General features: G+C 48.8%; 17 protein-coding genes. 11 read left to right on the top strand and 6 right to left on the bottom strand.

Annotation, left to right across the window (positions count from 1 at the left end; all coding sequences use genetic code 11):
• The first annotated feature begins 145 nt into the window (after positions 1-145).
• From ABD846_RS08525 to ABD846_RS08510, 4 genes are all read left to right on the top strand, one after another.
• The gene (locus ABD846_RS08525; RefSeq protein WP_344825267.1) at positions 146-1,066 is read left to right on the top strand and encodes a T9SS type A sorting domain-containing protein; all 921 of its coding nucleotides are present in this window, start codon (positions 146-148) and stop codon (positions 1,064-1,066) included.
• Positions 1,067-1,234: 168 nt separating this feature from the next.
• Positions 1,235-1,708 (top strand): hypothetical protein, encoded by a 474-nt coding sequence (locus tag ABD846_RS08520; protein ID WP_344825264.1) that lies wholly within the window; start codon positions 1,235-1,237, stop codon positions 1,706-1,708.
• 179 nt (positions 1,709-1,887) lie between these two features.
• Positions 1,888-4,068 (top strand): TonB-dependent receptor, encoded by a 2,181-nt coding sequence (locus tag ABD846_RS08515; protein ID WP_344825261.1) that lies wholly within the window; start codon positions 1,888-1,890, stop codon positions 4,066-4,068.
• Positions 4,069-4,085: 17 nt separating this feature from the next.
• Positions 4,086-4,739, top strand: coding sequence for a hypothetical protein (locus ABD846_RS08510; RefSeq protein ID WP_344825258.1), 654 nt, complete (start codon positions 4,086-4,088; stop codon positions 4,737-4,739).
• A gap of 37 nt (positions 4,740-4,776) precedes the next feature.
• Here the strand turns inward: ABD846_RS08510 and ABD846_RS08505 are convergent, their stop codons facing one another.
• From ABD846_RS08505 to ABD846_RS08495, 3 genes are read right to left on the bottom strand one after another with little or no spacing between them, the layout of a single operon-like run.
• On the bottom strand, positions 4,777-6,345 hold the full coding sequence (locus ABD846_RS08505; protein ID WP_344825255.1) for an NAD(P)/FAD-dependent oxidoreductase: 1,569 nt from the start codon (positions 6,343-6,345) through the stop codon (positions 4,777-4,779).
• Between the two features lie 35 nt (positions 6,346-6,380).
• A complete protein-coding gene (locus ABD846_RS08500; protein WP_344825253.1) occupies positions 6,381-8,495 on the bottom strand; it encodes a protein-disulfide reductase DsbD family protein in 2,115 nt (704 codons plus the stop codon).
• Between the two features lie 40 nt (positions 8,496-8,535).
• Entirely contained in the window at positions 8,536-9,000 is a 465-nt protein-coding gene (locus tag ABD846_RS08495; protein ID WP_344825250.1) for a protein-disulfide reductase DsbD domain-containing protein, read from the bottom strand.
• 70 nt (positions 9,001-9,070) lie between these two features.
• Between ABD846_RS08495 and miaB the strand changes: the two genes are divergently transcribed.
• From miaB to ABD846_RS08460, 7 genes are all read left to right on the top strand, one after another.
• Positions 9,071-10,501, top strand: coding sequence for a tRNA (N6-isopentenyl adenosine(37)-C2)-methylthiotransferase MiaB (miaB, locus tag ABD846_RS08490; RefSeq protein WP_344825247.1), 1,431 nt, complete (start codon positions 9,071-9,073; stop codon positions 10,499-10,501).
• Between the two features lie 12 nt (positions 10,502-10,513).
• The gene (locus ABD846_RS08485) at positions 10,514-11,773 is read left to right on the top strand and encodes a sigma-54 interaction domain-containing protein (protein ID WP_344825244.1); all 1,260 of its coding nucleotides are present in this window, start codon (positions 10,514-10,516) and stop codon (positions 11,771-11,773) included.
• Positions 11,757-12,278 carry an LPS assembly lipoprotein LptE gene (lptE, locus tag ABD846_RS08480; RefSeq protein ID WP_344825241.1) on the top strand — a complete coding sequence of 174 codons (522 nt, stop codon included), beginning with the start codon at positions 11,757-11,759 and terminating at the stop codon, positions 12,276-12,278. The genes ABD846_RS08485 and lptE overlap by 17 nt, the downstream gene beginning before the upstream one ends.
• Positions 12,279-12,320: 42 nt before the next feature.
• The gene (locus ABD846_RS08475; protein ID WP_344825238.1) at positions 12,321-13,166 is read left to right on the top strand and encodes a hypothetical protein; all 846 of its coding nucleotides are present in this window, start codon (positions 12,321-12,323) and stop codon (positions 13,164-13,166) included.
• Positions 13,163-13,471: a preprotein translocase subunit SecG gene (secG, locus tag ABD846_RS08470; RefSeq protein ID WP_344825234.1), complete on the top strand. Its 309-nt coding sequence runs from the start codon at positions 13,163-13,165 to the stop codon at positions 13,469-13,471. The genes ABD846_RS08475 and secG overlap by 4 nt, the downstream gene beginning before the upstream one ends.
• Positions 13,472-13,572: 101 nt before the next feature.
• Positions 13,573-14,616 (top strand): endolytic transglycosylase MltG, encoded by a 1,044-nt coding sequence (mltG, locus tag ABD846_RS08465; RefSeq protein WP_344825231.1) that lies wholly within the window; start codon positions 13,573-13,575, stop codon positions 14,614-14,616.
• Positions 14,617-14,807: 191 nt separating this feature from the next.
• Positions 14,808-15,755, top strand: a complete 948-nt coding sequence (locus tag ABD846_RS08460) for an NAD-dependent epimerase/dehydratase family protein (RefSeq protein ID WP_344825228.1) — start codon at positions 14,808-14,810, stop codon at positions 15,753-15,755.
• Positions 15,756-15,788: 33 nt separating this feature from the next.
• On the opposite strand, the gene ABD846_RS08455 is transcribed toward ABD846_RS08460, so the two are convergent.
• The 3 genes from ABD846_RS08455 to ABD846_RS08445 are packed head-to-tail and all read right to left on the bottom strand — an operon-like array spanning position 15,789 to position 20,286.
• Entirely contained in the window at positions 15,789-17,135 is a 1,347-nt protein-coding gene (locus tag ABD846_RS08455) for a lipopolysaccharide biosynthesis protein (RefSeq protein ID WP_344825225.1), read from the bottom strand.
• A 43-nt stretch (positions 17,136-17,178) separates the two neighbouring features.
• Positions 17,179-17,718, bottom strand: coding sequence for an acyltransferase (locus ABD846_RS08450; RefSeq protein WP_344825222.1), 540 nt, complete (start codon positions 17,716-17,718; stop codon positions 17,179-17,181).
• Between the two features lie 15 nt (positions 17,719-17,733).
• Positions 17,734-20,286, bottom strand: a complete 2,553-nt coding sequence (locus ABD846_RS08445; protein ID WP_344825219.1) for a YfhO family protein — start codon at positions 20,284-20,286, stop codon at positions 17,734-17,736.
• Between the last annotated feature and the right edge of the window lie 53 nt (positions 20,287-20,339).

Raw genomic sequence — 20,339 nt, 5'->3', positions numbered from 1 at the left:
GGTGAACGGAACATGCGGCAGAAAGTACAAAGAGACCGCCTCCGCCTATCGAACAAATTGGATACAGCATCCTTTGTGCGGACTCATTTCCTTTAGTCTGTTTGATGTAGTTTTTTTGTATATTTATACTGAAAACACCACCCCTATGAAACATGTATACTTATGGTGCAGCCTGCTGTGTTGCAGTTTTACTGTTTTTGGTCAATCCTACATCCCTTTTCCGTCAGAAAACACGCGCTGGCTGGTGCGTCATGGTAACGGAGAAGCTTGGCCCACCTGGTATTACTACGGTTTGAAGCAGGATGACACTACTATTATGGGCGTTACCTACCACAAGGTGTATCGCAGCGACGACACTTCTTTCTCGCCGGCTGAAGTATATGGCGGTCTTCGGGAATACAATAAGCAGGTGTTTTATTTTGACCCGCGCCTGAACAGGGAAAGGATTCTGTATGATTTCGGTGTAAAAACAGGCGATACCGTTCGCTATACAACAGGTTCCTCTGTCGATCCGTTCTACCTCGTACAGGCCGTCGTATCCACCATCGATACTTTGATGATCGCGGGTATACCACACCGCCAGATCCATTTCCACCAGTTTGGCAGCACCAGCGACTGGCCCTTCGGTACCTGGGTGGAAGGCGTCGGAAATATTGCTACGGGCGGCTTTCATAAGTCCGTGACACAATTGGCAACCTGCGACTGCTCCGATAAACTGGTATGCTTCAGCGGACTGAATACCTGGGCTTACCAGAATCCGGAGTACATAACAGTGGATTGCGATCATCCGCCGACTGTAGGTATTGAAGAGCAAACGGCTTCATCCCGGAAAGCGATTGTGTTTCCTAATCCGCTGCCGTCTGGCGTGCGTACATTGCAATACCGGATACCGGAACAAGGTATAGCTCTGAATCTGTATGCGTTCAACGGAGTACTGATAGAAAAATATACCCTTGCGCCGTATTTACAGGAACTTAATTTGAAAGATTATCCGTCCGGAATGTACTGGTATCGGATTGAGGGACGCTCTGGAAATGTATATTCCGGTTCTCTGAACATCTGGTGATATTCCGGCTGATTTTTTTTAAAAAAAAGCTTGAGACATAACTGCCTGAGGCTATGTCCTGTACCTATTTGTTGTATTTGGATAATCTATTTGTAGTTACTGTTTGTTGTTGAATTTATGTGTTTTGTGTCGTAACATTGCCGATACTTCATTTAAATTAAACAAACAATGAAAAAAAATTACGTGATGCTTGCGTTGATGGCGCTTAGCTTGTTTTCTGCCTGTAAAAAAGACGATAAAAAGTCTTCTTCATCATCCGGCTCGGCTTCAGCCAATCTGATTGGTAAAAAATGGAAATTGACGGCTTACCGTTATAATTATTCAGGTGTTGATGTAGATGGCTATTCAACACTGTCTGACTGTGCCCGTGATAATTATTCCGAATTCAAATCCGGTGATGTGGTGACCGCTTACGAAGGCGCTACAAAGTGTGACGCAAGCTCCCCTGACAGCCAATCCGGTAAATGGAAACTACAGAGTTCAGATACCGAAATTCTGCTCACTGATTTTACTGCTGTTTATGGCGTCAGTTCATTGGTGATGAAAATTGTAATCCTGAATTCCACCACGCTTAAAGTAACTTATACTACCACAGTAGGTGGTCCTACTATTTTTAATACTGCTACTTACACTGCAATGTAATTATCCTCTTTTCAACTCCCTTAGTAAAGACCTGCCTTGTGCGGGTCTTTTTGCTTCGGTATGCATCAGCATAGGGTTTGCTCTCTCAGGATTCACCGATCATTCTTTCGGTTTTACCGAATAGAATTTTTCCCTTCGCTTTTCCTCGTCGTATTTTCGCGCCATATTTACTTCGTTATATGAATCTACTGCTACGCCTCTTTTGTTGTTTATTGCTATTCCCGGTTATCGCAGATGCGCAATCTTTTGTGATCAGCGGTAAGGTACGCAATGACAAGGGCAAACCTGTGAAAGGCGCGTCCGTGTCTATTGACAATACCATCGACGGAGCCACAACTGATAGCACCGGCTCTTTTGAGTTTACCACGGAAGAAAAAGGAATGCAGTTGCTGGTGATAACAGAAGCCGGGCATGAAGATCTCAAAACAACAATAACGATATCAGGCGACCTGCGCAAGCTGGAACTGGTAATGCGTAAGACCAACCGATTGAGCGAGGTAGTGATCTCTGCTGGTGCATTTGAAGCAAGCAACGACCGCAATAAGTCGGTACTGAGCACGCTGGATATTGTTACCACAGCGGGTGCCAATGCAGACGTTGCAAAAGCCATTCAGACACTTCCCGGCACGCAGCAGCAAGGTACGCAAACGGGCTTGTTTGTAAGGGGAGGGGATGCAAGTGAAGCTGCCGTGGTGGTCGACGGACTCGTAGCCCAGAACGCCTTCTTCAGCGGGGCACCGGGCGTAGCGACCCGCAGCCGGTTCTCTCCTTTCCAGTTCAAAGGTGTGAGCTTCAGCAGCGGGGGATACAGCGCGCGTTATGGTCAGGCTTTGTCTTCGGTACTGGAACTGAATACGCTGGATATGCCGGATAAGACCACGGTGAATGTGGGTTTTAATATGGCCGGATTGTATGCCAGCGGGGCAAAGCTCTGGAAGAAAAGTGCGTTGGAACTGTCTTTATCTTACAACAACCTCGCCCCTTTCTACAAACTGGCTACCACCAATGTTACTTACAATAAAGTGCCGGAAGGCGTCAATGCTTCCGGAAAATATTCCTGGAAGCCGAATAAAGACGGACTCGTGAAGCTGCTCGTAAATGCTTCCTACTTTACCAGCACAACAACCGTGCAGGACCCCGACTCCGTGAGCAGTCCGCTCTTGTTCGGTTTAAAAAGCCAGACTTATTACGGTACGCTTTCTTACCGTCAGTTGCTGCGCTCAAAATGGACGATGTATACGGCACTTGCTTACAGTCACAACCAGGATAAGATCGATTTCAATACCAGTTTCTCTGATTTCCATTTTACCAATACGGATCAGCGCCTGCAATACCGGCTCGAAACCCGCTACGACTGGTCTGCGAGGGTAGGTATCACTGCCGGTACGGAGCTGCAGCATTTTTCGTTCGAAAAGCTGATCGATTCGAGTGGTACGCAATGGAAGCCTGCATTTGCCGAAAACGCGGGAGCACTGTATGCCGAATTGGAATGGAAGCCGAGCAAGCTTGTTGCCATACGACCCGGCGTGCGTGCCGAGCATAGTCAGTTGCTGGCCCAGACTGCAATCGGTCCGCGTTTGTCTATGGCTGTACGTGCAGGTACTTACGGACAATTCGGGCTTGCCGGTGGTGTGTTCTACCAGAATCCAGACAATTTATACCTGCTTTCAGGCTATCGTCCGCAGATGCAGTACGCCGTGCACTCCATTCTCAATTACCAATGGAGCAAGCAGGACCGTACGCTCAGAATGGAAATATATTACAAAGACTACCAGAAACTGGTACGGGAAACCATGAATGCATTTAACCCAAGCCAGTACCGCAATTACGTTACGGGTCCGGTGGATAATTCCGGGCACGGTTATGCCAAAGGTTTTGAATTGTTCTGGCGCGACCGTAAGTCCGTGAAAAATCTGGACTACTGGCTTTCCTACAGTTATATCGATACCCGCAGGTTGTATGCAAATTATGCAGCCGAAGCCACGCCGACATTTATTTCAAATCATAACCTGAACCTGATCGGCAAGTATTACATCGAAAAGCTGCAGACACAGATCAACGCTACTTACAGCTACGCAAGCGGGCGTCCTTATTATAATGCTGCCAATCCTGAATTTCTCGGAGACCGCACCCCCGACTACCATAATCTTTCTATGACCGTGAACTATCTAACGCACATTAAGAAATGGTTTACCGTAGTGTATGCCGGAGTGGATAATATGACGAACCAACACAATATCTTTGGCTACCGGTATTCCACCGATGGCAAAACGCGTACGGAGATCAAACCTGCCTTGTACCGCAGCTTCTTCGTAGGTGTGAACTTTTCCCTTACCGAATTCAATAAAGACGAATTATAACAACAAAACTTACCTGTATGAAAAAAAGTTTCCTGATGGCCGGAGCAGCCCTGATGCTCAGTGTATCTGCAATGGCGCAGCAATTCACCGACGTATTATCGAAAACATTTGAAGCTTTTGACACCACACGCGTGCAGGAGAAAAAGCTTGAGGCCAGCAACAAGCTGAACCTGATCGCGAAGAAATTCGATGGCGAATGGCTGGCTGCCTATTATGCCGCGTATGGCAAAGTAGGACTTACCTACAACGAATCGGATGGCGCAAAGCGCGATCTGTGGCTGGACGATGCGGACACCTATATCAGTCAGGCCGTAAGCGTCCTGGGTAAAGACAACGATGAGACGTATGTGATGAAAGCAATGATCGCGAATGCGCGTTTGGGTGTGGATCCCAAAAGCCGCTGGCAGAAATACGGCAAGGTATTTGAGGAAAATCTTGATAATGCAAAACAACTGAACCCCGATAATCCACGCATTTATCTCCTGCGCGGTATTGCGAAGTTCTATACACCGGCCATGTTCGGAGGGGGTAAGAAAACGGCATTGCCTTATTTCGAAAAGGCGAAAAGCCTGTTTGCGGCCCGTACAGACACTGATATCACAAAGCCATACTGGGGAGCTGCAACCAACAATTACTTCCTCGGCCTCGCAAGCACGGAGGATAAAGAATAGTTTTTGTTTTTTTCTGGTAGTACACGGAAGTCCGCCTTTACGGGCGGACTTCCTTTTGCGCTGCAGCAGCCATTTCTGCGCAGCGTTCTCCGTCTATCGCGGCGGAGACAATTCCTCCGGCATAACCCGCTCCCTCAGCACACGGGTATAAACCGGTGATCTGCGGATGCTCCAGCGAGTCTTTGTCACGCGGGATACGTACCGGACTGCTTGTTCTGGATTCGGTGGCTACCAATACCGCTTCATTGGTATAGTAACCTTTCATTTTTTTTCCGAAGCTCTGCACACCTTTCCGCAGACTGGCGCTTACTTCTTTGGGAAGGATTGCTGCGAGCGAAACGCTGGTGATGCCGGGAATATAGGAGCAATCGGGCAGTGTGGCCGAACTTTTATTGTTGGCAAAATCCACCATGCGCTGTGCCGGAGCTATGAGTCCGCCACCGCCGGCACGGAAGCATTCCTGTTCCACCATCTGCTGGAAGTACATGCCTGCAAGATTGCCTTTAAAGCCGTAGCGTGCAAAATCCGGGAGGTCTACAGCCACCACGGTTCCTGAATTGGCAAAAGGATTGTTGCGTTTGGAAGGGCTCCATCCGTTCACCACCACTTCTCCGGGTGCAGTGGATGCCGGAGCGATGATGCCGCCCGGACACATGCAGAAGCTGAATACACCGCGGCCGTTTTCCTGACTCACGAGTGAGTAAGAAGCCGGGGGCAGATGTTCGTTGCGGTAGGAGCAATGGTACTGAATACTGTCGATAAGTGCCTGCGGATGTTCGATACGAACACCCAGTGCAAAAGGCTTTGCTTCTATAAGAATACCTTTTTGGTCGAGCAAAGTAAAAATATCCCGTGCGGAATGGCCGGTGGCCAGAATGAGCTGATGTCCTTCAAAATATCGGCCATCGGCGGTGCGGATGCCCTGTACGGCATTGTCTGCAAGATGAATGTCTGTGAGCCGTGCATCGAAATGTACCTCGCCGCCGCACTCGATGATCTGCTCGCGCATAGCGGTGATAATATCCGGCAGTTTGTTGGTGCCGATGTGCGGATGAGCATCGATCAGAATTTCCGGGTTGGCTCCGAAATGCACGAAAAGGTTCAGGATCCGTTTTACATCGCCGCGTTTGGTGGAACGGGTGTACAGCTTGCCGTCACTGTAGGTACCCGCACCTCCTTCGCCGAAACAATAATTGGATTCGGGATTCACGCTACCGGTACGGTTCATATGTGCCAGATCGCGGCGCCGGCTTCGTACATCTTTGCCGCGTTCGATCACTATTGGCTTCAGACCAAGTGCTATCAGCCGCATGGCGGCGAACAGGCCCGCCGGTCCGGCACCGACTATAAGAACGGGTGCAGCCCTGCTTACATCCTGCCATTCCGGATCAAAGGAGCCGGGCTCCTGATGCGGTTCATCGATGAAGACGCGCAATAACAACTGTATCCTTACGGATTTGCCTCTTGCGTCTATGGATCTGCGTATAATGTGATAGCCACCTATACGGGCGGCGGACAGGCCGGATTGTCGTTCCAGGGCCCGCTGAACGGATGTCTCGTTTGCCGCCTCTTCAGGCGACAGCAGTAATTGTATTTCCTGTGTCATTGTTAGGTGTTTATCCTAAAAAACGATCTTCCCGGTTAAGGGTTCAATTCTTTATACTTTGCTTTTACCGCGTCCAGATGTGCGATGAACTTGTCGATATTCGGATCATAGGGATAGCCTTTCTCCGCCAGCTGATGATCGTCGACATCAACAAAGAAATACAATGGTTGTGCATTGGAGCCGAAACGTGTTACCTGGTAATCAGCATTTTTGTTGCCTACCGTCGTGATCTTGGAACCCGATTGTGCCACGTACCGTTGTGCTTCGGGAAGCTCCTCATTGTTGAAATCCACGTAGAGTGAAACCACAACGAAGTCCTCTTTCATGCGCTTCATCACTTCGGGGTCGCTCCACACCTGTCCTTCCATCTTGCGACAATTGATACAGTTGATACCCGTGAAGTCCAGCATCAGCGGCTTCTTCAATATTTTCGCTGCGGCTTTCGCTTCTTCAAGATCATAATAGGTTACAAGACCGAATTTTTTTGCGGCTTCCGGTTCATAGATCTTCAGTTTCTCAACATACTTTGAAGGGGCGGTAACACCTTCCGCAACAGCATGAGCAGCAGGAGCCGATCCGCCCGTTGCAATGAAATCCTGGGTGCCCATTGGCGGAACGAATGAACTCACGGCTTTGAGCGGCGCACCCCACATGCCGGGTACAAGATAAATCGCAAAACTGAAAGCACTGATCGCCAGCAGCAGTCGCGGAACAGATACGTACGGAATGCCGAACATGTTTTTCGGTAAATCGTCGTCATGGCTGAACCGCAGTTTACCCAAAAGATACATACCCAATAAAATAGAAAGTACCACCCATATGCCGATGAAGATCTCACGGTCGAGCAGACGCCATCCTTTTGCGAGGTCGGCATTGGAGAGGAATTTCAGAGCGAGTGCCAGTTCTATAAAACCGAGCGTCACTTTCACCGCATTCTGCCATCCGCCGGGTTTCTCCAGGTTTTTGAGGTAAGAAGGGAACATGGCGAATAAAGCAAATGGAAACGCGATGCCAAGTCCGAAACTGGAGAATCCCACCAGGGGTCCCCAGAAACCTCCTTTTGCAGCAAGCACCGCAATACCTCCGATGAATGCGGAAGTACAGGAGAAAGATACAATCACCAGCGTCAGCGCCATGAAGAAAATTCCTGAGTAGCTGTTCGTATTCGCTTTGGAATCCACCCTGCTCGTCCAGGAAGAGGGTAGCGTAAGTTCAAACGCCCCTAGGAATGAAAATGCGAATAACAGGAAGATCGCGAAGAAAATCAGGTTCGGGATCCAGTGTGTGGACAGACTATTTAACGCATTGGCACCGAATATGGCGATGATCGCCATACCAAGGATTGCGAAAATGAAAATGATCGAAAATGAATAAACCAATGCATTGGTGATACCCGTTTTCCTGTCCTTGCTTTTTTTCGTGAAGAAGGAAACGGTAATCGGTATCATCGAATAGATACAGGGAGTAACTACTGCGGCAAGACCCGCACCTAATCCGCCGAGGAAGATCAGCCAGAGTGATTCCGGCACCGGATTACCCGCTTCTTTTTTATCTTCGGTGCCCGCTTGTTTTGCGGTATCGGCCGGTGTGTTGCCGGATGGTGTTGCCGGCGCCTGAACGCTTGCGACAGCCACATTTCCGGTATCGTTGAGGACCGTGCGGGCAGTGTCGGCGCTTGCCAGTGCGGGGTCATCGATCGTGAAAGAAAAATCTTTGGTGGTAGGAGGCAGGCACATGGATTCGTCGCATACCTGATAGGTCCATTCCCCCTTTATCATTCCGTTTTTGGTGACTTCAACCGTTTGAATGTAGTCTACCTTATTCAGGAAATAGCTCACAGGACCGTCCACGCCATCCATTGTTTCCGTAATCCGCTTTCCGGATTCGCGGATCTTGCCGATCAGTTTTACAGAAGGATCTTTTTTGAACTTGAAACTTGGAGGCAGCTGCAGGCCGTCTCCACCGGGATTGATCGACCATATATGCCAGTGCTCTGAAAGTTTCAGGTGAAACGTGAGCTCATATTTACCTTCAGATTTCCTGCTTACCTCGAACGTCCAGGTAGTAGGATCTTTTACAATCTCGGCCATCCCGTTAAGAGACAGCAGTAGCGTCAGCGCAAATGCGCAAAAGCGGATTAAACGGGTCATTATAATCGTGAATGTTTGTACAATAGGTTTTTAAAGATGATTATGGCAGTTTGATGGTAAAGGGGATTGTGGTTGGGGGGAGGCAGATCATATCGTTGCACACCTGATAGGTATGTGTTCCTTTGACGATATTCCCTGCTTTGGATCTGATCATTGCGCTATACGTAACCGAGTCGCTGTAAAATGCAACAGGCTTATCGATACCCTCCATGGATTCCAGATGCTTTTTGCCCGTTTCCTTGAAAACAGGCGCATCCTTTCCGTCGGGTCCGCTCTCTATCTTAAATGTAGGGGGTATCTGCATGCCGTCTCCCTGAGGGTCGATTGCCCATATATGCCAGCCCTTATCGAGTTTCAGGCTGATGCGTATTTCATAGGTACCCTCACCTTGTTTCACCGCTGCATATTCCCAATGCGTGGGATTTTGGATGCCTTGCGCTCCGGCCCGTACAGCCCAGAAACAGCAAAACAGCAATAAGGCCCGGAAATGCAGTCGTTTAAACATTAGTTTGTGCGATTTGAGGGGCTAAATGTACTGCAAAATCTTATCTTTGTGTAAAATCTGATTGCAGTAGATGCCTGATATATTTGTTAAAAAAATCGATGAATCTGTACAAGGGACTGCCATTGCGCCCGATTTGTCTGACGAAAAGTCCTATTCCAAAAAGTTTTACATAGAGAGTTATGGCTGTGCGATGAACTTCAGCGACAGCGAAATTGTTGCTTCCATTCTGAAAGATGAAGGATATGGTGCCACAATGGAAATGAAAGAAGCCGACCTTCTGCTGATCAACACGTGTTCTATCCGCGAAAAGGCGGAGCAGACCGTGCGGAACAGGCTTACCGCATTCCGTCATGAAAAAAACAAACGCCCCGGTATGCTGATTGGTGTGCTGGGATGTATGGCGGAGCGGCTGAAAGCGAAATTGCTCGAGGAGGAGAAATTAGTGGATATGGTGATTGGTCCGGACGCTTACCGTGCGCTGCCTTCCCTGATACAGGAGGCGAGCGGCGGACAAAAAGCAGTGAATGTATTGCTGAGCCGTGACGAGACCTATGCGGATATTGCGCCGGTGCGACTGGACAACAACGGCGTATGTGCGTTTGTAAGCATTATGCGTGGTTGCAATAATATGTGCACCTTCTGTGTAGTACCGTTTACACGTGGCCGCGAACGCAGCCGCGATGCAGACAGCATCGTTGCAGAATGCCGCGAATTGTTCGAAGCAGGATACCGGGATATTACACTGCTCGGTCAGAACGTCGATTCCTACCATTACACACCATCTGAAAGCCTGGATCAGAGTCAGGCGGTAACCTTCGCAGCTTTGCTGGAGCGTGTCGCGCTGATCGATCCGCGACTGAGGGTTCGCTTCAGTACCTCTCATCCGAAAGACATTACGGATGACGTGCTGTTCACAATGGCGAAATACGAAAACATCTGCAACTGTATTCACCTGCCGGTGCAAAGCGGTAACACCCGTATATTGCAGATGATGAACCGTACCTACACCAGGGAATGGTATCTGAGTAAATTCAACCGTATCCGGGAGATCATTCCGGACTGCGACATTACTACCGATATTATCAGCGGCTTCTGTACGGAAACGGAAGAAGATCATCAGGATACCCTGAGTCTGATGGAATACTGCAGGTTCCCGCTCGCCTATATGTACAGTTACAGCGAACGCCCCGGAACATTGGCTGCGCGCCGTTATGAAGACGATGTAACCGATGAAGTGAAGAAAAGACGCCTCGAAGAGATCATTGTCGCTCATCGCCGTCATTCCCAGGAAGACCATCAGCAATGTGTGGGTAAAGAATACAAGGTGTTGATCGAAGGTGTGAGCAAGCGCAGCGACCTGAGCTGGAACGGACGGAACAGCCAGAACAAAATGGTGGTGTTCCCGAAAGAAAATTATCCTTTACAGAAAGGAGATTATTGCACGGTACGCATTATATCAGCCACATCAGCCACGCTGATCGGCGAGATCGTGCGTCTGTAAAATGGTGCATTTATGGAATTGCAAAGTATTAAGAATCGTTTTGGTATTATAGGTAACTCGGCTGGTCTGAACCATGCACTGCATGTGGCAGAGCAGGTGGCGGGCACCGATCTTACCGTTTTGATAGTCGGCGAAAGCGGGGTAGGTAAGGAGATATTCTCCCAGATCATTCATTCGCTTTCGGCGCGCAAACACAATCCCTTTATTGCTGTAAACTGCGGTGCGATCCCCGAAGGGACGATCGACAGTGAATTGTTCGGGCATGAGAAGGGTGCCTTTACCGGCGCGGTAGATAGTCGTAAGGGCTACTTTGAAACGGTGAACGGCGGTACGATTTTCCTTGATGAGATAGGGGAGATGCCGCTCGGAACACAGGCCCGACTGTTGCGTATGCTCGAAACGGGTGAGTATATCCGGGTGGGTTCTTCCAAAGTGCAGAAGGCGAATGTTCGTGTGATCGCCGCAACCAATAAGGATCTGCTGGATCTTACCCGTCAGGGAAAATTCCGTCAGGACCTGTATTACCGACTGAGTACCGTACCCATCAGGGTGCCCGCATTGCGCGAGCGGCAGGAAGACATTCCGGTTTTGTTCCGCAAGTTTGCAACGGACTTTGCCGAAAAATACCGCACCAAGGTCATCCAGCTGGATTCCGGTGCCAATCAGCTGTTGCTGAGTTATAAATGGCCGGGTAATATCCGCGAGCTGAAAAATATTGCAGAGCAGATATCGGTCCTCTCGGAAGAACCTGTTGTATCTGCAGATGTATTGCAGCGATTCCTGCCAGCTGCGAATGATCACAATACCGGTATGGCGCTGATGCCTGCTGCGGCGGCGGGAATTCATCACTCAGAACCGCTTACCGATACGGAGCGCGATATTTTCTACAAACTTTTCTACGAGATGCGCAAAGACCTGAACGATCTGAAGCAACTTGTGTTTGAATTGTCGCGGGGCCAGAACGTAAACCTGAACGCAGAAAGTTTTGCTCCTGCCGGAACCACTACATTTACGCATCCTGCGGAAAATGTAACCCCGATCATTGCAGGACCTTACCTGCCTGCCAATCCGCTTTACTATCCCAACGCAACTGATACGGTGGATCATCATGAAGAGGTGGAGGAAACCCTTGCTTTAAGTGATCGCGAAAAAGAGTTTATTATCAAAGCTTTGAAAAAGCATAAAAATCGTCGCAGGGACGCGGCACAGGAGTTAGGCATATCTGAGCGCACACTTTACCGAAAGATTAAAGAATATGATATTAAAGACTAAAGCGACTGCTTTGCTTTGCGCGGCGATGCTGGCTGTCAGCAGCATGATGTTTGGCGCATGCGGCGTATATAGTTTTACGGGAGCAAGCGTAGAGGGTAAAACCATTAATTTTCACCCGCTCGAAAATAGTGCACGCAATGTGGAACCATCGCTGAGTGCCACACTGAACAATAAAATACGGAGCCGCATACTGTCGCAGACAGGCCTGGCACCGGTTTCTTCGGATAATGCGGATTACGATATTGCGGGAGTGATCACAGCGTACGATGTAACGGTTTCGGGAGCACAGAATTCACAGACTGCATCGCTTAACCAGCTTACAATCAGCATTTCCGTCGAATTCAAAAACCGTAAAACCCCTAAATCAGGTTTTTCCCAGACCTTCACCCGCTTCTCGAATTTCCCGGCCTCACAGACCCTTCAGTCGGTGCAGGCAAAACTGATCGACGAGATTGGCACGCAACTTGCTGATGATATATTTAATAAGGCATTTGTGAACTGGTAACGGAAGTATCCGTAATTTTGGCGCCCCGTACGTAATTCGATTATGACTGTAGAAAATGAACATATCCGCTTTATAACTGAATGGCTGGACCAGCCAAGAGCTCTGAATGAAAAGGAGTCTGTACTGCTGGCCGGACTGTTACAGCAGTATCCTTTTCTGATGCCTTTGCGTGTGATGGAATTGTCGCAGCAGATGAAACAGGAACAGGTGGCGGATGAGTCATTTGCCAACAGTCTGCTGTTTGCGGGCAACTGGGTTCAGTTCCACAGCCTGCTCACCGAAGCGCTCATGCGTCCGGCACAGCAGGAAAGTGATGAAGCCGGGGTAGTGGTGGAAGTACAGACAATTGACGCAGAGCCGGAGATCGTGTCCGAACCATTTGCTGTTGCCCAGGGAGCTGAAGATACAATACCCCTTATACAACCTTTGTTTACCGAGAATTACTTCCAGCATCAGGGAATTGATGTTGCCGACACTATTCCGGAATCAATGGAGGAAAGTGAAACAGAAACTTCTTCAGACGGGAAATCACTGCTGGTGATGATGCAGTTTGAAGACTGGCTGCAGTTCCTGAAAAGAAAAAGTGAAGTGAAACGCAGTGAGGAAGAAGACCGTGCAATGCTGCGCTCTATCTGGCAACGCGAAAAACTTGCTGCGGCGGTAGGAGAGGAAGATGACAATATTCCCGAAGCGGTTTTCGAAATGGCCATCAGCTCTATCGACAAGCAGGACCTGCTGGTGAGCGAACCTTTAGCGGAAATACATATCCGTCAGGGACATTACGAAAAAGCTATAGAAATATATCGTAAATTAAGTTTGCAGAATCCTGAAAAAAAGACTTACTTTGCCGACAAAATTAATACTTTAACAAAGGACCACTCTATATGATCACCCTTCTTACCGTTATTATTATCCTCACCTGTGCTGTGCTGGCTTTCTTCGTGCTGATCCAGAATCCAAAAGGCGGTGGCCTTTCCGGAAGTTTCGGAAGCATGAGCTCCCAGATCATGGGTGTAAAGCAATCCAGCGATGTAATGGAAAAAGGCACCTGGTATGCCATGGCTATTATTGCTGCTTTGTGCATCGTAAGCGTTACCTTTTTTGAAAAACCCAAACGCGTAAAAGAGCCTGCTAAACAAGCGCAGACCACACAGCAGCCAACTAACGGTGCGCAACAGCCTGCCGGTAAATAATAAAACTATTTTTTTGATAAAGCCGTTGCATAAAAGCAACGGCTTTTTTGTGTCTGTGACACTGTATTTATATTGTATATTGCCTGTGATTTTCCGCGTTTATGTGTGCTAAAAGAAAGAAGAAGTCGGCAGCAGCCAAAGTACTGCGCTTGTTGGGTTTATTGCTGATCATCTGCGCATTGGTTGCCGCCTGGGTTTTATTCAAGCCGAATACAGGAGCGTTCTTTCAGGGGCATTATCTGTACATCCGCACCGGATCCACTTATGATGATGTAAAGCAGGAACTCAGCGCCCAGGGATTTGTAAGCGATATCCGCAGTTTCGATCTGCTGGCACGTCGCAGCGGTTATACCGGTAAGGTAAAGGCCGGTAAATATGAAATCCGTAAGGGAATGAGCAACTATCAGATCATCCGGATGCTCGGTTCAGGACGGCAGGTACCCGTAAAGCTTGTAATTAATAAGCTGCGCACACGTCAGGATTTCATCAACCTCATTGCCCGCAATCTGGAAGCAGATACGAATGTATTGAAACATATGCTGACCGATCCTGTTTTCCTCGCACAGTACGGACTCGACAGCAATACCGCCATGTGCGCTGTGATGCCGGATACTTACGAGTTCTACTGGAACAGCAATGCGGAAAAGGTGTTCCGGAAAATTGCAAGCCAATACACGAAGTTCTGGACAAGCGAGCGCATTACGCAGGCAAAAAATCTTGGACTTACGCCGCAGCAGGCGATCACGCTGGCTTCGATCGTGGAAGAAGAAAGCAATATGAATGACGAACGTCCGAAGATCGCAAGTGTGTACCTGAACCGTCTGCACAGCGGTATAAAACTACAGGCAGATCCTACCGCACGGTATGCTTACGGCGACTTTATGATCAAGCGTATCACCGGTGTACAGACAAGCCTTGCTTCTCCGTATAATACATATTACGTTACGGGTCTTCCTCCCGGACCGATATGCACGCCTTCTCCACGCTGCATAGATGCGGTGCTCCATGCACCAAAAACTGCTTATCTCTATTTCTGCGCAAAAGAAGATTTCAGTGGCTACCACAATTTTGCAGCTACGTTGCAGGAGCATTATGATAATGCGAAACGTTACCACGATGCACTGAACCGGCGCGGAATCCGTTAGTGTCAAACAATGAAATCTGCTGCAGCTTCTTTTCCAATGCCCGGAAAAGTGTGCATTGAATTCCGCTTACATGCATTCATAAAATAATCTCGTCGGAAGACCGGGGAGTGTCCGGACAGGTGTTTTTCGTATGAATTCGCTGCGGTGTATTCTGAAATTATTTGTACTTTCACCCGCTATACTAATTAAACATGAAACAGGAGAAAATATTGATTTTAGGGGCTTGCGGACAGATAGGTGTAGAGCTGACTCTGGCTTTGCGCGCACGGTTTGGCGACAGTAATGTTGTGGCCAGCGACCTGCGTCCGGAAGTACATCCTTTACTGGCCGGAACCGGTCCGTACTATACCGTTGATGCCACCGATATAAAAGCTGTTGCCGACATCGTAAACAAAGAAAAGATCACACAGATTTATCTGCTCGCTGCGTTACTTTCCGCCACCGGTGAGAAAATGCCGTTAAAGGCCTGGGATATCAATATGAACAGCCTGCTCCAGGTATTGGAGCTCGGCGTGGAACAGAAGCTCACAAAAATCTACTGGCCAAGTTCTATCGCTGTATTCGGCACGACAACACCGAAACAGGATACTCCGCAAAAGACAGTTGTGGAGCCGACAACCGTTTACGGTATCAGTAAATATGCCGGCGAATTGTGGTGCCAGTATTATAACCGTCGTTACGGACTGGATGTGCGCTCGCTGCGTTATCCGGGTCTGATCAGCTGGAAATCGGCTCCGGGCGGCGGTACTACGGATTATGCGGTGGAGATTTACCACGAGGCACTGAAGCACAAAGCATACACCAGCTTCCTGTCTGAAAATACCTACCTCCCGATGATGTATATGGACGATGCGATCCGTGGGACGATCGAGCTGATGGAGGCTCCCGAAGAGCAGATCAAATCGCGTATGGCATACAATCTGTCTGCCATGAGTTTTTCTCCTGCAGAAATTGCCGCCTCTATTCAGAAACATATTCCCGATTTTTCGATCAGCTATGCACCGGATTTCCGCCAGGCGATTGCTGACTCCTGGCCTTCCAGCATCGATGATGCCGCGGCCCGTGCAGACTGGCACTGGAAGCATGAGTTCGATCTCGAAAAGATGACCGCCGAAATGCTGCAGCATCTTTCCGCATAAAAAAATGCCATCGTGAATACGGTGGCATTTTTGTTATAAGTGCTTTTCGCTTGTCCATTCCCGCCACAGGGCTATGCCTGAATAGATGAGCAACAGCGCGGCCCCGCAGAGGAACATTGCATTGATGCTGAGCGACGCAAGCCGAAGCAGATAATAATAAATAGTGAAGCAGGTCAGTGCCAGCAAAAGACGCAGTATAAGAGTACGGAAAGGCACCAGTTTGCGCACGGGAATGCCGCTTATATCGGATGTCTGACGCAGGTAATATGCAGCCTGCCAGTAGGTGCTCAATACAAATGAAAGCGCCACACCGGGTAAGCCCAGCAACAGGTATAACGGATACATAGCCACACACGCAATTACAAAATCCCAGACAGCGCCGCGTGTGATAATATCTCCTCTTTTGTGGCTTTGCAGCATGCTGGTAAAAGGAAATGCCCTGAGCGGAAGCACCAGTTGCGCACAGACGAAGATCCATACACCACTTGCATAATGCGCGCTGAAGAGCGTGGTCAGAAACTCGTTCCGGAACAGCATCAGAAATGCAAACAGTGGGAAAACGATTGCTGCAAGCAGTCGCGAAGCCTGATGCAATACGGAAAGGCTATCCCTGTTTTCCGGTTTGCCCGAAGCCCAATGCTGTACGGCCGCACCCGTCGCTGCCGCAAACAGTATGGGCAGAAACGGAACCTCAATACTGGCATTTACATAGACTGCAAATATTGCTTTCATCAGTATCAGCGACAGAATAAATTTATCGATCCAGCGGAACAATACCTGTATCGTATCGTTGAGCGCGAGTTGTTTCCAGAGCGTCTGATGTCCCGTAAGGTCCAGTCCGTGTTCTTCGTAGGCATGCCGCCTGTGTATCCTGTGCAATACCCACAGTCCTGCCGTTACACGGAATGCGAGAGCAATTGCTATGCCGGCGCATAAGACCGCGAGTGGGTAGGTGTTTTCCAGCAAATAAACGTGTACCGCTACGAGCATTACTGCGTAAATGCCATTGATAAAAATAGCAGGGCGGAATCCGCGTAGAGCCAGTAAAAGCGCTTCCACAAAATTGCAGGCAACCCAAAGCAGCAGTGTTATTGCTGCGGCAAGGCTAAGCCCGTCGTGATGTTGCAGTGCCGCGAAGATGAGTGCAGCCAGTAATACGCAAACTATGTATATCAGCAGGTGGTTACGACGTACAGACCGGATGATCTTTATGGCTGCATCGCCCGGGTAATTGAAAATGAACGTGGGAAAACCCAGGCTCACTACTGTAGAAAGCGTACTGAGCTGTATCCAGAAACTCTGGTACACGCCATAGGTGGAAGCATGCAGGTAACGCGAAGCGACAATCCAGCAAATAAACAATGCCAGTGCAGGAAACAATCGAGCAAGAAATAACGCTGCGGCATTTCCCGTAAACGTATGTTTATGTGGCTTTGTTGGCTGCAAATTCAAGACATTCTTGTTGATTAAGATCTCTTATTTTCCGCGCAGGATTTCCGGCAATCACGCAATACCCTTCGGTAAAACTTTGCGTGACCACTGCTCCGGCACCCACGATTGTAAAATCGCCGAGGATCACTGAAGGTAGTATATTGGCTCCTTTGCCGACCCAGCAAAAGCGACCGATGCTGATGGGCGCAGCTTCCTGCGGCCTGTCGTTATCAATGAAATCGTGGTTCACAGAAAGCAGTCCCACATCAGGACCAATATTTGTGTAATCTCCGATGCTGATACCGTTATAGGCATTGATGTACACACCGGGAGAATCGCCGGGATATACATTCCTGCCGCGCTTTATTTTCTCCGGCGAGTGAATGGTGCTGGTGTGGTGTATTGCCCAGCTCACATTACTGTTTTGCCGCAGTATACGGCGGAACAAAAAGTCGGTGAGGTAAAAGCCAAAGCTCATCTCTTTGCGCAGACGCATCCATTTCCTGATCGTATATCCCAAAGAGTGAGCCAAGGCCGGTGAATTATTCTATGATTTTGCTGTAGCTCCGTTATCCGTCTCCGTCGCATTTTTGCCCTTCCGGAAAGACGCTGCCAGCGCAGCGGCGAGCAATACCAGCACCAGCAGGCTGGAGATCATGGCATAAGTATTGTTCTTATAGAAAGAATCCGGATGGAAGCGGAATTCTATCTTATGTGTGCCGGCCGGAATTTTCAGCCCACGCAATACGTAATCGGCCCGCACGATCGGAGTTTCTTTGCCATCTATGAAGGCTTTCCATCCTGCATCATAATAGATATCGGAGAATACAGCGAAGCCGTCGTGGCTGTTATTGCTTACGAAGCTGATATCATTCAATCCGTATTTATCCAGCTTAACAGATGCTGCGCTGTCCTTTACAAAAGTCTGTGCTCCGCCGGTCTCTTTCGAGAATGTCTGGCGTACAATTGCTGTCTGCGTGGCGTGCCACGAACCGGGCATCTGAACCGTATCGCCGATACCGGGTGCTTTCATGGCTTCCATTTCGGCTTTGGCGTCGTTCACGTATTTTATGTTATTGACAAACCAGGCATTGCCTGCCGCCCCGGGATTAGGCTGATAAGCCGGCGCACCGTTAGGACCTCCGCCGAAAATAATATATTTCGTGTTCAGCATGTTCAGCACTTCGCTGTTGAAGGGGCCGCTCAGGTGCACATCGATCAGATCCTGGTATGCTTCCATTTTTACCGCGCTGTATCCGCCCACAAGTTTATGATGATACGCAAGAGTAGCGTCGTTATATACATCCCTGGTAATATCCAGCACGCGATAATAAGGATCTTTATCTTTCAGGATTTCGACATCCACCGGACGCGGGTTGAATTGCGCCTCATATTCGGAAATGTCCATAAAGTTATCGCCGTTTAGGTATTGGTGTGCCAGCGGAATGAGATCTAGGGCAACCAGTAATGCGATACCACCGATAGCGACCTCTTTCTTAATACGGTCTTTCAGGAACAGCCACAACAGGGCTGCCGCCGCTGCAATAAAAAATGCGCTCATGATCCCGCTGGTCATTGCCATAGAAGCGCGGTCATCGGCAAGTGCTTTTACAACACGTTGTCCCAACTCCGCATTTCCCTGGAATTGCTGCATCAGTTGCTCATCGGTATGGTTCAGGTCATATGATTTAAAATCAAAGAACATACGTCCGCCCAAGCCTAAGATCAATGCGAGTCCGCCGGTGATGCCTGCAGATAATTTGATCTTCTTCCACAGTTCTTCTCCATTTACTTTTTTGGTGATAATATCATTCAGCGCCCATACTGCCACCATCGGGAACAGCAATTGCGGAATCACGAGGATCATGGACGGTACGCGGAATTTATTATACAACGGCAGATGATCAAACAGGAAATAGTTGAGCCCGGGCAGGTTTTTCCCGGTAGACATCAGTACGGCGATCACAGACACCGCCAGTATCCACCATTTGTAGGAGGAGCGGATAATGAACATACCCAGTACAAACAGGAAGCAGATAATGGCTCCGAAATAGATTGGACCTGCCAGGAATGGCTGTGGTCCCCAATAGGTAGGGGCGTTGTCAACGAATTGCTCTGCAGAAGATTCGGGAACCCCCACACTGGTCATTGTTTTATACATTTCCGAACCCGTGCCGAGTTTCTCGCGACCTCCGCCTCCGTATAATTTAGGAACGAGGATACAGAATGTTTCGCCGATACCGTTGCTCCAGCGGAACGCATATTCCTTGTCCAATCCGCCGTTTACTTTTTGCTCGCCGCCATTCAGTTTTTTAAGTTCACTGGCGCCTCCGCGCATTGTGTATTCGGTGTATTCGCGCGTTGCCATCACTACCGGTAACGAAGGCCCGAATGCAAGCGCGGTTACAGCAACGGATATTGCCGCACCGATGAGCAGATTTTTGGTCCGGCCGTTTTTGAATTCGCTGATTGCAATACCAATACCGGCCACGCCTAATATAATCATCATATAAAAGACCATCTGGAAATGCGCGTGGCCAACCAGTAAGGTCATGAAAAGCGCCATCACCGCAGCTCCTGCGAGTCGTCTGCCATTGAATATCATCAGGAAGCCAGCCAGTACACCAGGCATATCACCAACTGAGTACATTTTAGTGATGTGCCCCGAGGCGATCAGTTCCGGGTTATAGGTTGCAAAAGCATAAGCGATCGCACCCAGTGCTCCGATCCACTTATTGATGCGTAAGGTGCAGCAAAGAATGAAGAAGCAGAGCATCGCATGGAAGAGCAATGATGCGGGAAAGGGCACCACTTTTTCAGCTGCAGACTGTATATATGATACATAGTTTTTTACTCCTGTCACATAAATATTATAGGTAGGCATACCTCCGAACATCGCATTGCTCCAGAGCGGGGAAATACCGGTTGAATCTTCATAGGCCTGCAACTGATGTATAGAGGATTCCCAGGAAATCCCGTCGTGCATGTACAGTTTTTTTCCCTGGAACTGGGGCATGCAGTAAAGGAATGCGATGAGGATAAAACCGATGACGATTCCGATCGTCTGGCCATTGCGTTTCAGAAAGGATGCTTCTTGCATATTGGGCTTTTTAGCGAGGCAAATATAAGTGAAATGAAATAGGCTTCATACGT

The organism is Rurimicrobium arvi (assembly GCF_039540495.1).
GTDB classification, from domain to species: domain Bacteria; phylum Bacteroidota; class Bacteroidia; order Chitinophagales; family Chitinophagaceae; genus Rurimicrobium; species Rurimicrobium arvi.
Note: the sequence above shows the minus strand (reverse complement) of the source record. Positions and strands in the feature narration are given on the sequence as shown.